This window comes from Variovorax boronicumulans NBRC 103145 (assembly GCF_001591345.1).
In the GTDB taxonomy this organism is placed as follows: domain Bacteria; phylum Pseudomonadota; class Gammaproteobacteria; order Burkholderiales; family Burkholderiaceae_C; genus Variovorax; species Variovorax boronicumulans.
The window spans coordinates 1-13,517 of the sequence record NZ_BCUS01000011.1 but is presented as its reverse complement, the minus strand read 5'-3'; the positions used below and the strand labels follow the sequence as shown (position 1 = coordinate 13,517).

13 protein-coding genes and 1 pseudogene are annotated in these 13,517 nt (G+C 68.4%); 12 read left to right on the top strand and 2 right to left on the bottom strand.

Going from position 1 to position 13,517, the window contains the following annotated elements; all coding sequences use genetic code 11:
- Positions 1 to 9 precede the first annotated feature (9 nt).
- The 11 genes from tagF (at position 10) to VBO01S_RS05125 (ending at position 11,525) form a co-directional block, all read left to right on the top strand.
- Positions 10 to 741, top strand: coding sequence for a type VI secretion system-associated protein TagF (gene tagF, locus VBO01S_RS05175; RefSeq protein WP_169805024.1), 732 nt, complete (start codon positions 10 to 12; stop codon positions 739 to 741).
- The gene (locus VBO01S_RS05170; protein WP_062471465.1) at positions 738 to 1,853 is read left to right on the top strand and encodes a TagK domain-containing protein; all 1,116 of its coding nucleotides are present in this window, start codon (positions 738 to 740) and stop codon (positions 1,851 to 1,853) included. The genes tagF and VBO01S_RS05170 overlap by 4 nt, the downstream gene beginning before the upstream one ends.
- Positions 1,850 to 3,007 (top strand): type VI secretion system baseplate subunit TssG, encoded by a 1,158-nt coding sequence (tssG, locus tag VBO01S_RS05165; RefSeq protein WP_062471462.1) that lies wholly within the window; start codon positions 1,850 to 1,852, stop codon positions 3,005 to 3,007. Before VBO01S_RS05170 ends, tssG begins: the two co-directional genes overlap by 4 nt.
- 25 nt (positions 3,008 to 3,032) lie before the next feature.
- A complete protein-coding gene (locus VBO01S_RS05160) occupies positions 3,033 to 4,076 on the top strand; it encodes a type VI secretion system protein TssA (RefSeq protein ID WP_082817993.1) in 1,044 nt (347 codons plus the stop codon).
- Positions 4,073 to 4,657: a hypothetical protein gene (locus VBO01S_RS05155; RefSeq protein WP_062471459.1), complete on the top strand. Its 585-nt coding sequence runs from the start codon at positions 4,073 to 4,075 to the stop codon at positions 4,655 to 4,657. Before VBO01S_RS05160 ends, VBO01S_RS05155 begins: the two co-directional genes overlap by 4 nt.
- Before the next feature lie 140 nt (positions 4,658 to 4,797).
- Complete coding sequence (gene clpS, locus VBO01S_RS05150) at positions 4,798 to 5,157, top strand: ATP-dependent Clp protease adapter ClpS (RefSeq protein ID WP_062471456.1); 360 nt, start codon at positions 4,798 to 4,800, stop codon at positions 5,155 to 5,157.
- Between the two features lie 67 nt (positions 5,158 to 5,224).
- Positions 5,225 to 7,546, top strand: coding sequence for an ATP-dependent Clp protease ATP-binding subunit ClpA (gene clpA / locus VBO01S_RS05145; RefSeq protein ID WP_062471453.1), 2,322 nt, complete (start codon positions 5,225 to 5,227; stop codon positions 7,544 to 7,546).
- Between the two features lie 100 nt (positions 7,547 to 7,646).
- Complete coding sequence (gene cls, locus VBO01S_RS05140; protein ID WP_062471451.1) at positions 7,647 to 9,095, top strand: cardiolipin synthase; 1,449 nt, start codon at positions 7,647 to 7,649, stop codon at positions 9,093 to 9,095.
- Positions 9,096 to 10,535, top strand: a complete 1,440-nt coding sequence (gene sbcB / locus VBO01S_RS05135; RefSeq protein WP_062471448.1) for an exodeoxyribonuclease I — start codon at positions 9,096 to 9,098, stop codon at positions 10,533 to 10,535.
- A gap of 17 nt (positions 10,536 to 10,552) precedes the next feature.
- Positions 10,553 to 10,987 carry a DUF3574 domain-containing protein gene (locus VBO01S_RS05130; RefSeq protein WP_062471445.1) on the top strand — a complete coding sequence of 145 codons (435 nt, stop codon included), beginning with the start codon at positions 10,553 to 10,555 and terminating at the stop codon, positions 10,985 to 10,987.
- Positions 10,974 to 11,525: a GNAT family N-acetyltransferase gene (locus VBO01S_RS05125; protein WP_255221047.1), complete on the top strand. Its 552-nt coding sequence runs from the start codon at positions 10,974 to 10,976 to the stop codon at positions 11,523 to 11,525. The genes VBO01S_RS05130 and VBO01S_RS05125 overlap by 14 nt, the downstream gene beginning before the upstream one ends.
- On the opposite strand, the gene VBO01S_RS05120 is transcribed toward VBO01S_RS05125, so the two are convergent.
- Together VBO01S_RS05120 and VBO01S_RS05115 are read right to left on the bottom strand one after the other, a co-directional pair.
- On the bottom strand, positions 11,522 to 12,031 hold the full coding sequence (locus tag VBO01S_RS05120) for a GNAT family N-acetyltransferase (protein WP_062471442.1): 510 nt from the start codon (positions 12,029 to 12,031) through the stop codon (positions 11,522 to 11,524). The two genes, VBO01S_RS05125 and VBO01S_RS05120, sit on opposite strands and share 4 nt — an antisense overlap.
- A 10-nt stretch (positions 12,032 to 12,041) precedes the next feature.
- Positions 12,042 to 13,106, bottom strand: a complete 1,065-nt coding sequence (locus VBO01S_RS05115; protein ID WP_062471439.1) for a DUF72 domain-containing protein — start codon at positions 13,104 to 13,106, stop codon at positions 12,042 to 12,044.
- A 61-nt stretch (positions 13,107 to 13,167) separates the two neighbouring features.
- Here VBO01S_RS05115 and VBO01S_RS05110 point away from each other — a divergent pair.
- A pseudogene (locus VBO01S_RS05110) lies at positions 13,168 to 13,517 on the top strand (sensor histidine kinase); the annotation flags it as partial.

Genomic DNA, 13,517 nt, shown 5'->3' with positions numbered 1-13,517 from the left:
ATGTGGAGCATGCTGCGTGCCGCGTGGCACGTCACCCCGCCCGCCATCTGGGGAGAGCTTCCCGGGCAGGCGGATTTCGTTCGCAGCGGCGTCCGCCACGGGGAACCGGACGCGTGGATGCCCTGGCTGGCCCAGCAGTGCCGCCATGCCGGAGCGGACGCCACGGCACGTGCCATGGCGATTCCCGTTGCCTTCGTGCTTCCGCCAGGAACGCTGGCGTTCGCGCGGCGGCGCTTCGTGCTGGGCGTGATCGCGCCGTCCGTTGACAAGGTGGGTCGGCACCACCCCTTGCTTGTCTACCAACTGGCGCATCCACGCTGGACGCAGGCGCACTTCGGCGCTCAGGTGCAGGAGCCCCTGGATTGGCAGTTCTGGCTTGCGCGTGCCGTGGCCCGGCATGCCTGTGCCCAGGGGGCGGCCGATCTGCGTGTGCTGGAGCGCACAGTGCGGGCGCTGTGGCGCGCGCAACAGTCGCAGGACGGGCGTGCGGGATTGAAGGACGAGAGCAACCGCGCGCATAGGCGCAGGCAGATGCAGGCATTGCTCGAACGTGGGGCGGGGCCCGCGCTGCCGGACGATCCCGCTGCGGCGCTGCAAGGCGTTCGCTTTCTGCCATGGGCTGACTGGCCGAACCGGCTGCAGGGCGCCCGAGCGGAAATGGCGTTCTGGCAGCAGGACGCGCAAGGGCGCTTCATCGGGGCGGCCAACCGATTGCAGAAGCTCTGGGGGGACGCACCATGATCCACATGGAAACAGGGGAGGGCGACCCCGAAAAGACGCCGTTGCGCCTGCAACTCACGCACAGCAACGGGGAGCCGCGGCGTGGCGCGTTGTCGATCCCTCCCTCCGGCGCCGGCATGGCCGATGCGCTTCAGCTGTGTGGGGAGCGTCAGAGCGAAGCGCAATGGCGCGCGGCCAATCTGTGCCGCATCGCATGGAGCGACAGTGCGGGGGAATGGCGTTTGACGAACAGCAGCCACACGCTGATGTGCGTGTGTCGGGGCGAGCGCGTGCCCGCAGGAGTGAGCGTGCCGGTCGCGCCGGGGGACACGCTGGAACTCGGGTTGCTGCGTTTCACGGTCGAGCAAGGTGCCCCGGCCGACGTGAGGCGGTCAGGTACGAAGGCGCCTGAGCAGCGAGAGTCCTCCGATGCCGACCGAGGTGCGGCGTCGCACACGCCCGCATCCGCGTCCGACGCGCAGCCCTTTGATCTGCGTGTACTGGCCTTCAACGACCGTCCGGAGGGCGGCGAGCGCGACGAACACGTGGATGTGCTGGCGAACCCCTTCGGCGTTCTCGACATCGCAGGGGCGCAGCCGTCGCCCGTTGCCGATGTCCTGGCGGGGCTGCTCGGTGATGCCCCCGTGGCTGCGCAAGCACGACCTGCGGCGCGCCCGGCAAGCCCGCCGGCCCGTGGCGATGGCCGCCCGGCCAGCCTGCTCGACGAACTGCACGAGGAGTTCGTCCGCGTCGTGCGCGATCCCGCTCAACTCTCGGGGCGTGTCGACTGGGAGGGCCTGCTGGCATCGGGCAACGAAGCCGCGCCCACGCTCGACGACTTGCGTCGGCAGGCCGAGCCGTACCCGTTGCTGCGCGACATCCTGCTGCCGCGCGAGGGCATCGACCGGATCATCGAAGACTTCGAGCCCCTCGTGAGATCAGGCTTGCTCGACCAGGAGGTGCCCGAGGATGTGCTGGGCCTGTTCGCCCCGGAACTGGCGCGCGACAGCCGAGCGCCATTGCCCAGCCTGACACGGCAAGAGCACCATGACCTGTCGCCTGACAGCCATCTTCACCTGGGGTCGACAACGCCGCACCGCGTGGGCAGCGACGAAGGCGAGGGGAAGCCATGACGAAGTCCCCGGAGGCCGCCCCCGGGGGGACGCTTCAAGACATGCTGGGACGATTGCGGCGTGCGCCGTGGAGGTTCGGCTTCCTGTCCCTGTTGAGGCGCTTCGGCGCGTCCCACCTGCAGCATCCCCCCGTCGGCTTGGCCAGGCGCCCCCAGCAGGAGCCGTTCCGTTTGGGGCAGGCGGCGGCCTTGACCTTCGCGCCGCGCGAAATCGCCAGCGTGGTGCTGCCCGGCGAGTCGGAGCGCCGGGTGCCGGGTGCGTCGCCGACGCGGTCCGGCAACAACCCGACGCTGCCGGTCGTGCGCCTGTACGGCCTCGGGCTCCTGGGCCCCAACGGCCCGTTGCCGCTGCACTACACCGAACTGGTGCGGGACCGCACGGAAAACCACAACGACAGCACCCTCGCGGACTTTCTCGACCTGTTCCATCACCGCTACCTGACGCACATGTACCGGGCGTGGGCGCAAGGGCAGGCCGCTGCCGGGCTCGACCGGTCCGAGGACGAGGCGTTCAGCCGCTACATCGCACGCCTGACGGGGCACGACCCGCTCGAGATCCGCGATTCGGTGCTGCCCGCGCACGCCCGGTTGGCGGCCTCGACCCATCTGGCCCGCGAAGCCCGCAACCCCGACGGGCTGGCCGCCACGCTGGCGCACTTTTTCGCCGTGCCCGTGCAGCTGCAGGAGTTCGTGCGCCACTGGATCCGGATCGATCCCGAGGACCAGAGCCACCTGGGGCGCGCGCGGACCTCCAGCATCATGGGCGTCGGGGCCATGGCGGGGGAGGTCGTGGCCGACCGGCAGAACAAGTTCCGGCTCGTGCTCGGCCCGCTGAGCCTGGAGCAGTACCTGCGTTTCACCCCTCAGGGGCAGGACCTGGGCTTGCTCGTCGAATGGGTGCGCGGCTTTGTCGGCTACGAATTCGTCTGGGAGGTGGAACTGCGTGTGCGCAACGACAGCACCCCGCCGGCACGGCTCGACGACGCCGAGAAGCTCGGGTGGTCCACCTGGCTTGGCGGTTCCGGCCGCGCGGAAGGCGGGCGGCCTGCCGTCGATACGCCGCGTTCGACGCCCGGCTACACCGTCGGCATGGTGTTCGAGCCCGAGGCGTACATCGGCTCGCGCCATCACGGCCAAGCGGCCGCGGCGCGCTGAATCTTTCATTGGGAGAACCTGCTCCATGACTGCCCCCATCCACACCGACGCCGAGCCCACCGCCTACGCCACGCGCGTCCGCAGCGAGGCGGGCGACCGGCTGTCCCCCTTCAGCGCGGCGGCGCCTTGCGGCCCCAGCCTGGAATACGACGCCGAATACGCCGTCCTGCTGGCGCGCATGTCCCCGCGTGGCGATGCGCAATACGGGCAGTTCGTCGGAGCCCCCGACGCGCCGAACTGGGCCGAGATCGAACGGGACTGCCGCCGGCTGTTGTTGCGGACCCGGGACATCAATCTCTTTGTCTGGCTGTGCCGCGCACGCACCCGGCTGGCGCAGGCGGCAGGGCTTGCGCAGTCGTTGGTGCTGCTGGTCGAGGCGCTGCGGACCTGGCCCGAAGCGGTGCATCCCCAGCTGGTGATCGAAGGCGAGCGCGACCCGGCCGTGCGTGCCAATGCACTCGCCGCATTGGCCGATCCGGAGGGCCTGTTGAGCGACGTGCGCGAGGTGGTCATTGCCGCCAATGCCGCGCGGCACCTGACGGTGCGTGAAGTCGAGCGCGCTTTTGCAATGCCCCGGGCGCCGGACGCAGCCAGTCCGGAGGCCATGGCGCAGCAGCTGGCAGACCTCGCGGCCGCGGCGTCGGGCGACGACCAGGCGCCGCTGCGCCTGTTGGCGCAAGCGGCCGAGGCGGCGGCGCAGATCGTCGCCTGGGCTGGCCAGCACCTGGGGCCGGACGCGCCTCCGCTGCATCCGCTGGTGCGGTTGCTGGCCCCATTCCAGCGAACCGGGTCATCGGCGCCGCCTGCCGCGGCCGCAGCAAGGCCTGATCCGCTTCCGTCGTGGCCGGCAAGCACGCCAGCGGGCGAGGGCCTCGCGACACGCGACGAGATCCTGCGTGACATTCGCAAGGCCCGCCGATGGTTCGAGGACCACGAGCCGAGCAGTCCTGTCGCCGTGTTGCTCAAGCAGGCCGAACGCATGACCGGCCTGCGGTTTTCCCAGGTGGCCGATGCCATTCCACTTGATCTGCTGCGCAAATGGGATGCCGACGAGGAGGCTTCGCTGTGACGCTGATCCAGGCCAACTTTCTTGTCATCTGCTTCGCGGTCGGCGCCGCTGGCGCCTTGCTCGGCCTCTGGGTGTTCTCGCACAGGCTCGGCAGGCAACTCGACGCGCAGCGCCGTGCCTCGGATTCGGAGCGCGAACAGATGCGGCTGGCGATCCGCGCCGAATTGGCGCTGCTCGGGCAACAGCAGACCGCACATCAGAAAGCGCAACGCTTGGCACTGGCGCGGTGGCAGGCTGAGCAGGATGCGCGGCGGCTGGCTGAATGGCAGGCGTTGTCGCCAGCGCCCCCCCCTTTGGCGGGCAGAAGAGGAGGGCCGGTTGCGCCGCCCGTCGCACCGTCACCCACGCAGCGGCCGAGAGCATCGCCACCAATACCGGCCTTGCACGAGGATTCCGAGCCGCAAAACTCAACGGTGCCGCTCGCGCTGCCCGCCGCCGTTCATCGGGAAGCAGAGTCGGCCCCCGAGCGCGAACTCACCGACGAAGAAATCGATGCCTTGCCACCCGATCTGCCGGTTGCGAGCCGGGTGCCGGGCCGGAAATTGCCGGCGCCCAAAGGCCCGGTCCTGCGCAATCTGTAAAAAAGACCGGCAATCTGCCGGTTTTTTTACGTCTGTCTTCGTGCTGTCGTACACGACGCATGCCTCTTGATTTGTCGAATAGGCGTCACCAAGTCTGTTGGCGTCGGCACGGTGCTTGCACGCTCTATAGAATCTTTTTCATGGCAACGAGAATTCCCAAAACTCCCAGCACCCCACCGGCGCAGAAACCGGCGGGCGACGACGGAGATTCGGTCGTTCTGGAGCGCCGCCCGCAAAAAACGGCGCCGCCCCAGATGTACCAGGTCGTCATGCTGAACGACGACTACACGCCGATGGAGTTCGTGATCGTCATCCTGCAGGAATACTTCAGCAAGGACCGAGAAACGGCGACCCAGATCATGCTCAAGATCCACCTCGATGGCCGGGGTGTCTGTGGGGTTTATTCCCGCGACATGGCGGCCACCAAGGTCAATCAGGTGATGGAGGCCGCGCAGCAGGCAGGGCACCCGCTGCAATGTGTCAGCGAACCGGTCGCGTGAACCAGTTGAATTGCACGCGCTCCAACCCATCTGAGAACTTATTTACAGCAAGGCAAAAGGAAATCACATGATTGCCCAGGAACTGGAAGTCAGCTTGCACATGGCCTTCGTCGAGGCCCGGCAGCAACGCCACGAGTTCATCACCGTGGAACATCTGCTGCTCGCTTTGCTGGACAACCCGAGCGCCGCGGAAGTTCTGCGCGCCTGCTCGGCGAACGTCGACGACCTGCGGGCGTCGCTCACCAACTTCATCAAGGACAACACGCCGCAAGTGGCGGGTACCGATGATGTCGACACCCAGCCCACCCTGGGTTTCCAGCGCGTGATCCAGCGCGCCATCATGCATGTGCAGTCCACCGGCAACGGCAAGAAGGAAGTCACCGGCGCCAACGTGCTGGTCGCGATCTTCGGCGAGAAGGATTCGCACGCCGTGTACTACCTGCACCAGCAGGGCGTCACCCGCCTGGACGTGGTCAATTTCATTGCCCACGGCATCAAGAAGAGCGATCCGCCGGAAGCCGTCAAGGGCAGCGGCGAAGCGCCTCAAGGTGAAGGCGAAGAGGGCGGCGGCGAACGCAACGAGAAGGCCTCGCCGCTCGAGCAGTTCACCCAAAACCTCAACCAGCTCGCCAAGGACGGCAAGATCGATCCGCTGATCGGCCGCGAGTACGAAGTCGAACGCGTCATCCAGATCCTGTGCCGCCGGCGCAAGAACAACCCGCTGCTCGTGGGCGAGGCCGGCGTGGGCAAGACCGCGATCGCGGAAGGCCTGGCATGGCGCATCACCCAGGGCGACGTGCCCGAGATCCTCGCCGAGGCGCAGGTCTACTCGCTCGACATGGGCGCGCTGCTGGCCGGCACCAAGTACCGCGGTGACTTCGAACAGCGCCTGAAGGGCGTGCTCAAGTCGCTCAAGGACAAGCCGAACGCCATCCTGTTCATCGACGAAATCCACACCCTGATCGGTGCGGGCGCAGCCTCGGGCGGCACGCTCGACGCGTCGAACCTGCTCAAGCCGGCGCTCTCCAGCGGCCAGCTCAAGTGCATCGGCGCCACCACCTTCACGGAGTACCGCGGCATCTTCGAGAAGGACGCGGCCCTGTCGCGTCGTTTCCAGAAGGTCGACGTGGTCGAGCCGTCGGTGCAGGAAACCGTCGACATCCTCAAGGGCCTGAAGTCGCGCTTCGAGGAACACCATGGCGTGAAGTACGCGGTGGCCGCCTTGCAGGCCGCGGCCGAACTCAGCGCCAAGTACATCAATGACCGTCATTTGCCCGACAAGGCGATCGACGTCATCGACGAAGCCGGTGCTGCGCAACGCATCCTGCCGCCGAGCAAGCGCAAGAAGACCATCAGCAAGACCGAGGTCGAGGAAATCGTCGCGAAGATCGCGCGCATTCCCCCTGCCAACGTCAGCAACGACGACCGCAGCAAGCTGCAGACGATCGAGCGCGACCTCAAGAGCGTGGTGTTCGGCCAGGACAAGGCACTCGAAGTGCTGGCCTCCGCGGTCAAGATGGCGCGTTCGGGCCTGGGCAAGGGCGACAAGCCGATCGGCTCGTTCCTGTTCTCCGGCCCCACGGGCGTCGGCAAGACCGAAGCGGCCAAGCAGCTGGCCTACATCATGGGCATCGAGCTGATCCGCTTCGACATGTCGGAGTACATGGAGCGTCACGCGGTGAGCCGCCTGATCGGCGCGCCTCCGGGTTACGTCGGTTTCGACCAGGGCGGTCTGCTGACCGAGGCTGTCACGAAGAAGCCGCACGCGGTGCTGCTGCTCGACGAAATCGAGAAGGCGCACCCGGACATCTTCAACGTGCTGCTGCAGGTCATGGACCACGGCACGCTGACCGACAACAACGGGCGCAAGGCCGACTTCCGCAACGTCATCATCATCATGACGACGAACGCGGGTGCCGAGACCATGAACAAGGCGACCATCGGCTTCACGAACGCGCGGCAGGCCGGCGACGAAATGGGCGACATCAAGCGCCTCTTCACGCCCGAGTTCCGCAACCGTCTGGACGCCATCGTCAACTTCAAGGCGCTCGACGAACAGGTCATCCTGCGCGTGGTCGACAAGTTCCTGCTGCAACTGGAAACCCAGCTCAGCGAGAAGAAGGTCGAGGTCACCTTCACCGACAAGCTGCGCAAGCACCTGGCGAAGAAGGGCTTCGATCCGCTGATGGGCGCACGTCCGATGCAGCGCCTGATCCAGGACACGATCCGTCGTGCGCTGGCCGACGAGCTGCTGTTCGGTCGCCTGACCGATGGCGGTCGCCTCGAAGTCGACCTCGACGAGAAGGACGAAGTGCTGCTCGACATCCAGCCGATCCCGAAGAAGGAAGGCAAGTCGAAGCCCGAAGCCGAGGAAGCCGCCACGGGCTGATCCCGCCTCTCTGAGGAACGAAGTCAAAGGCCGGTAGCATTCGCTGCTGGCCTTTTTCTTTGGGCCGGCCGAAAACACTCCGCCTTCACCCGCTTTTGCCTTGATCCTCCCCGAACTCAGCCACGAATGGAAAACCGGCCTCTCCCTGGCGTGGAGCGGCTACATCGCCGTGCTGTCGATCTGGATCGTGATGCAAAAGCGCGCGCCGGTGTCCACCATGAGCTGGATCCTGTCGCTGGCGCTGCTGCCGTTCGCGGGCTTCATCGTCTACTACTTCCTGGGGCCGCAGCGGCTGCGCAAGCAGCGGCTCAAGCGCCTGCGCAACCGCGCGAACGCGCATGCGCAGGCCGACCTGGCGCGGCTGCGTGACGCCTCGCAGCATGCGCCGCCGGCGCTGCAGCAGATGGCCCGGCTGGGCACCGCCGCCTGCGGCCTGCCGGTGTCGAGCGCCACGGGCGTCGAGTTGCTCTCGGGCGGCGCGCGCACCTTCGACGCGATCTTCGAGGCCGTGCGCGCGGCGCGCGACCACATCCACCTCGAGTACTACATCTTCGAGCCCGACCGCATCGGCACCGCGCTGCGCGACCTGCTGGTCGAGCGCGCACAGGCCGGCGTGCGGGTGCGCCTGCTGCTCGACGCGCTCGGCTCCAAGCGCATCGGCCGCAAGTTCATGGCGCCGATGCACGCGGCGGGTGTGGAGGTGGCGCTGTTCCACGACACCAAGATCGGCCGGCGGCTGCGCCCCGTGACCAACTACCGCACCCACCGCAAGATCGTGGTGTGCGACGGCCGCGTGGGCTTCACGGGCGGCGTGAACATCACCGACGAGGAAGACAAGCGCACCAACCCCAAGGACGCGTACCACGACGTGCATGTGCGCATCGAAGGCAGTGCGGTGCGCTGGCTGCAGACCACCTTCCTCGAGGACTGGAGCTACGCCACCGGCGAAAAGCAGCACCGCTCCGACGCCGTGCTGGACGCGCTGCTGCCCCAGGTGGAAGCGGGCGACATCCCGGTGCAGATCGTCACCAGCGGCCCCGACAACGCCTTCGAGGCCATCCACCGCATGCACGTCGAGGCCATCCATTCGGCCACGCGCCGGGCCTGGCTCACCACGCCGTACTTCGTGCCGGGCGAGCCCGCGCTGATGGCGCTGACCAGCGCGGCGCTGCGCGGTGTCGACGTGCGGCTGCTCGTGCCGCGCCGCAGCGACTCGGCCATCGTGAGCGCCGCCGCGCGTTCGTACTTCGACGAGCTGATCGCCGCCGGCGTCAAGATCTGGGAGTACAAGGAGCGCATGCTGCACTCCAAGACGCTGGTGGTCGACGACCATTGCGCGATGATCGGCACCGCCAATTTCGACAACCGCAGCTTCCGGCTCAACTTCGAGGTCTGCGCCGTGGTCTACGGGCCCGCGCTGACCCAGCCGCTGGCGGCGCAGTTCGAAACCGACCTGCACAGCTCTGGCGCGGTGCGCGCCCACCGCCCGCAGACTTTCTGGCGCCGCCTCGGCGATGCCATTGCGCGACTGTTTTCTCCCTTGCTCTGAATGAACCACACCTTTCTCTGGCACGACTACGAAACCTTCGGCGCCGTGCCGCGCCGCGACCGTCCCTCGCAGTTCGCGGCCATCCGCACCGACGCCGAGCTCAACGAAGTCGGCGAGCCGCTGATGATCTACTGCAAGCCCGCGCCGGACTACCTGCCCAGCCCCGAGGCCTGCCTGATCACCGGCATCACGCCGCAGGTCTGCCTGGAGCGCGGCATTCCCGAGCACGAGTTCGCGGCCCACATCGAGCAGGCCTTCTCGCAGCCCGGCACCATCGGCGTGGGCTACAACACCATCCGCTTCGACGACGAGGTCACGCGCTTCCTGTTCTGGCGCAACCTCATCGACCCCTACGCACGCGAATGGCAGAACGACTGCGGCCGCTGGGACCTGCTCGACGTGGTGCGCCTCACGTATGCGCTGCGCCCCGACGGCATCGAGTGGCCGAAGAAGGAAGACGGCAAGCCCAGCTTCAAGCTCGAAGACCTGGCGCGCGCCAACGGCCTGCTGCACGAGTCGGCGCACGATGCGCTGTCCGACGTGCGCGCCACCATCGCGCTGGCGCGGCTCATCCGCGACAAGCAGCCCAAGCTCTTCGACTTCGCCTTCGGCCTGCACAAGAAGGACCGCGTGGCGATGGAGCTCGGCCTGCCCGCGATGCGCGAGACCGCCAAGCCCTTCCTGCACGTGTCGGGCATGTTCCCGGTCGAGCGCGGCTGCCTGGCCGTGATGTGGCCGCTGGCCAGCCACCCGACCAACAAGAACGAGCTGCTGGCCTGGGACCTGTCGCAAGACCCGAGCGAGCTGCGCGACCTCGACGCCGAGACGCTGCGCCTGCGCCTGTTCACGCGCACCGCCGATCTGCCCGAAGGCGTGACGCGGCTGCCGATGAAGAGCGTGCACCTGAACAAGTCGCCGATGGTGGTTGGCAACCTGCGCACGCTGGCACCGGCCATGGCCGAGCGCTGGGGCGTCGACATGGACACCGCCATGCGCCACGCCGCCATCGCGCGCGACCTGCCCGACATGAGCGCGATCTGGTCGCAGGTCTTTTCCCGTCCGAAGGAGGCGACGCCCGATGTCGATGAAGACCTCTACGGCGGCTTCGTCGGCAACGGCGACCGCCGGCGCCTGAACCAGCTGCGCGGGCTGTCGCCCGAGGGGCTCGTCAAGGAGCGCGTGGCCTTCGACGACGGGCGGCTCGAAGAAATCCTCTTCCGCTACCGCGCACGCAACTGGCCCGAATCGCTGAACGAGGAAGAAGCCGAGCGCTGGGAAGCGCTGCGCGTGGCGCGCCTGTTCAAGGGCGAGGGCGGGGCGCGCACCATCGAGGCGCTGTTCAGCGAAGTCGATGCGCTGTCCGAGAACGCCGACGAGCGCGGCGAGGAAATCCTGGGCGCGCTGTACGAGTACGCTGAATCGATCGCGCCCGAGGCCTGAAAGACCGAGGGGCCGGCATGAGCAACGTCGCACGCCACAGGCTGTTTCGCGCAGGCGTGGCGGGCGCGCTGGCCGCTGCGGTGCTTGCAGGCTGCGCCGCAGGGCCGTTCGGCCACTGCGCAACGGGCTTCGAAGCCTTCGAGCGCGACACCCTCTATTTCGGCCGCGCCATCCCCACGGGCGGTCAGGTGTCCGACGCCGACTGGGCCGACTTTCTCGACACCCGCGTGACGCCGGCCTTTCCGCAAGGCTTCACCGTGCTCGACGCCGCCGGCCAGTGGCGTGGTGCGTCGGGGCAGGTGGTACGCGAGCCGTCGAAGCTGGTCGTGCTGCTGCACCCGCGCGACGCGAAGGCCGACGCGGCCATCGCCACCTTGATCGACACCTACCGCCAGCGCTTCGCGCAAGAAGCGGTGTTGCAGGAAAGGCAGTCCGTCTGTGCCCGTTTCTGAAGCCGCTCCCACCGTTCGCCGGCTGGTTCCCGCCGATGCGCCGGCCTACCGCGCGCTGATGCTTGACGCCTACGCGCGGCACCCCGAGGCGTTCACGTCCACGGTCGAGGAGCGCGCCAGCCTGCCGCCCGCCTGGTGGGAGACACGCCTGCGCACGGACGCCGATGCTGCCGAGGTGGTGTACGGCACCTTCGATGCCGCCGGTGGGCTCATCGGCGCGGCGGGGTTGGGCCGCGAATCGCGGCAGCGCACGCGCCACAAGGCGACCTTGTTCGGCATGGTGGTGGCGGAATCGGAACGGCGTGCGGGCGCCGGTCGGCAGCTGGTGGAGGCCTTGCTCGCGCATGCACGCACGCTCGACGGCGTGCGCGTGGTGCAACTGACGGTGACGGAAGGCAATCGCCCGGCGCAGGCGCTGTACGAACGCTGCGGCTTCCAGGTCTTCGGCGTCGAGCCTATGGCCACCGTGCTCGATGGCGCGTTCTCGTCGAAGGTCCACATGTGGTGCGACCTCGGCGCCGCGCCGCCTGCGGCTTAGACGTCGCGCTCGCGCACCATCAGCAGCGCGGGCCCGTCGGGCGTGGTCACTTCGCCGAGCGCGTGGAAGCCGGCCTTGGCATAGCTGCGGATCGCGCGGGCGTTGCGTGGTGACGGATCGGTCTGGATGCGCGTCACCGCCGGGTCGGCGAACAGCTGGGCCGTGAAGGCGCGGACCATCGCGCTGCCAAGTCCGCGATTCAATTGGTCCGCCTGCGCCAGGAACTGGTCGATGCCGCGCGCACCCGGATCGCGCTCGTCTTCCCACCAGCCGTCGCCCGAGCCCATCACGACGTACGACTGGATGAATCCCAAAGGCTGCCCGTCGTACAGCGCGATGTAGCCGCGGTCGGGCGAGTCAGGCGCCAGCATCGGCGTGAAGTCGGCCTCGACCTCGGCGAGCGTCGGCACGGGCGTCCACCATTCGGCCACATGCGGGCGACACAGCCAGTCTTGGAGCATCGCGAAGTCCGTGGATTGCAGCGGCCGGAACGAAATCGAAGGCATGGCGGGCGTCCTAGCGGGAGATCCGGTCGACGATGTCCTGCGCCAGCGAGGCGATGGTCAGCGGCGCGCAGCCTTCGGCGTTGTTGCTCACGGTGACGAAGGCGTTTTGCCCGGCGCCCGTGGTGCCGGCGATCACCTTGGCCAGCGCGGCGCGGGTTTCCGGGTCGGGGTCGAGCACCTTGTCGAAGGGGCCGTAGAGTTTTTCGGCGTCTTCGTAGCCGAAGCGGCCGTGGCGGCGGTGCAGGTTCCATCGGCACACCAGCGGCCCGGGCCACAGGGCGCGCAGCATCGGCAGCTGGTCCTCGATGGGCGGCATCTTCGCGTGCAGGCCCATGCAGAAGGTCGCGCCCACACTGCGCAGCATGTCGGCGAAGGCGGGGCACAGCAGCTGCGGGTCGCGCACCTCGACGGCGAGCACGGCGTCGGGCGCGGTCGGCTTCAGGTCGGGCATCGCCGCCAGCATGGCGCCGATGCGCGCGATCAGCGCGGGCTGGTCGGCCAGCAGGTGCGCGGGGATCGGGCTCAGCTGGAACACCAGCGCGCCGATGCGGTGGCCCAGCCCGTCGAGCGCCGGCTGCACGAACTCCTGCAGCGCGATCTCGTGGCTCAGGAACACCGGGTTGGCCTGCGTGCCGCGGCCGCTTTCGTCGCGCACGGTGGCGTCGGTCACGAGGCTCGGGGCCTTCACGACGAAGCGGAAGTCGTCCGGCACCATGGCCGCGTAGCGCGCGTACTGGCTGGCCGTGAGGGCGCGGTAGAAGTTGCGGTCCAGGCTCACGGTGCGCAGCAGCGGGTGCTGGGCGAGCGCCGACAGGCCGTTCTTCGAGAGCACGGTTTCGGCGTAGTCGCCGTCCCAGACCAGGCCGGCCCAGCCCGGATAGCTCCACGACGAGGTGCCCAGGCGCAGCTGCGGCGGCAACTCGGCGGCGAGAGCGACCAGTGCTGCGTCGGGTGCCACGGGCTTCACGGTGGCGCCGCGCGGCTTCTTCGGCGAAGGCGCCGGCGCGCCGGCCGCTTCGGCCGGGCGCGGAAGTTCGGGGAGGTCGGAAAAGAGGGAGTCCTGCACGTCAGCCATGTCTGGGTCCGCATTTTCGGCCAAGCGGGGAGGCCCGTCGGCGCCGGGCACAATCCGCGCCATGACACAGTGGTTGCGTACGCGGGGCGGTTGGTGGCTGGCTTGGGTGGTGCTCACGGCCGCCGGCGCCGTGTGGTTCGCACGCGCCGAGCTGACCCGGCTCCAGCAGGATTTCGAGACCGACGCGCGCATCGCGCACCGCCTCATGAGCCAGCAGGTGGTGCAGTACGACGCCGTGCTGGCCACGCTCGCCTTGCTGGAGCCCAACGCCGGTGCCGACTACCCCGAGCGGCGCCTGCCGTCGGTGTACTCGTCGATCCTGCGCGTGCAGCGGCGCGCGGCCGACGAGCCTTGGCCCGATGCCGAACACGCCGACGCGCTGGCCGCCGCCGAGGCCCGCTCGCGCGCCGA

Excerpts from the sequence above, each read along its gene's own strand:
- sbcB (WP_062471448.1), top strand. The coding sequence starts at position 9,096 with ATGAACCACACCTTTCTCTGGCACGACTACGAAACCTTCGGCGCCGTG.
- VBO01S_RS05130 (WP_062471445.1), top strand. The coding sequence starts at position 10,553 with ATGAGCAACGTCGCACGCCACAGGCTGTTTCGCGCAGGCGTGGCGGGC.
- VBO01S_RS05115 (WP_062471439.1), bottom strand. The coding sequence starts at position 13,106 with ATGGCTGACGTGCAGGACTCCCTCTTTTCCGACCTCCCCGAACTTCCG.
- clpA (WP_062471453.1), top strand. The coding sequence starts at position 5,225 with ATGATTGCCCAGGAACTGGAAGTCAGCTTGCACATGGCCTTCGTCGAG.
- tssG (WP_062471462.1), top strand. The coding sequence starts at position 1,850 with ATGACGAAGTCCCCGGAGGCCGCCCCCGGGGGGACGCTTCAAGACATG.
- VBO01S_RS05170 (WP_062471465.1), top strand. The coding sequence starts at position 738 with ATGATCCACATGGAAACAGGGGAGGGCGACCCCGAAAAGACGCCGTTG.
- VBO01S_RS05120 (WP_062471442.1), bottom strand. The coding sequence starts at position 12,031 with ATGCCTTCGATTTCGTTCCGGCCGCTGCAATCCACGGACTTCGCGATG.
- clpS (WP_062471456.1), top strand. The coding sequence starts at position 4,798 with ATGGCAACGAGAATTCCCAAAACTCCCAGCACCCCACCGGCGCAGAAA.
- VBO01S_RS05160 (WP_082817993.1), top strand. The coding sequence starts at position 3,033 with ATGACTGCCCCCATCCACACCGACGCCGAGCCCACCGCCTACGCCACG.
- tagF (WP_169805024.1), top strand. The coding sequence starts at position 10 with ATGCTGCGTGCCGCGTGGCACGTCACCCCGCCCGCCATCTGGGGAGAG.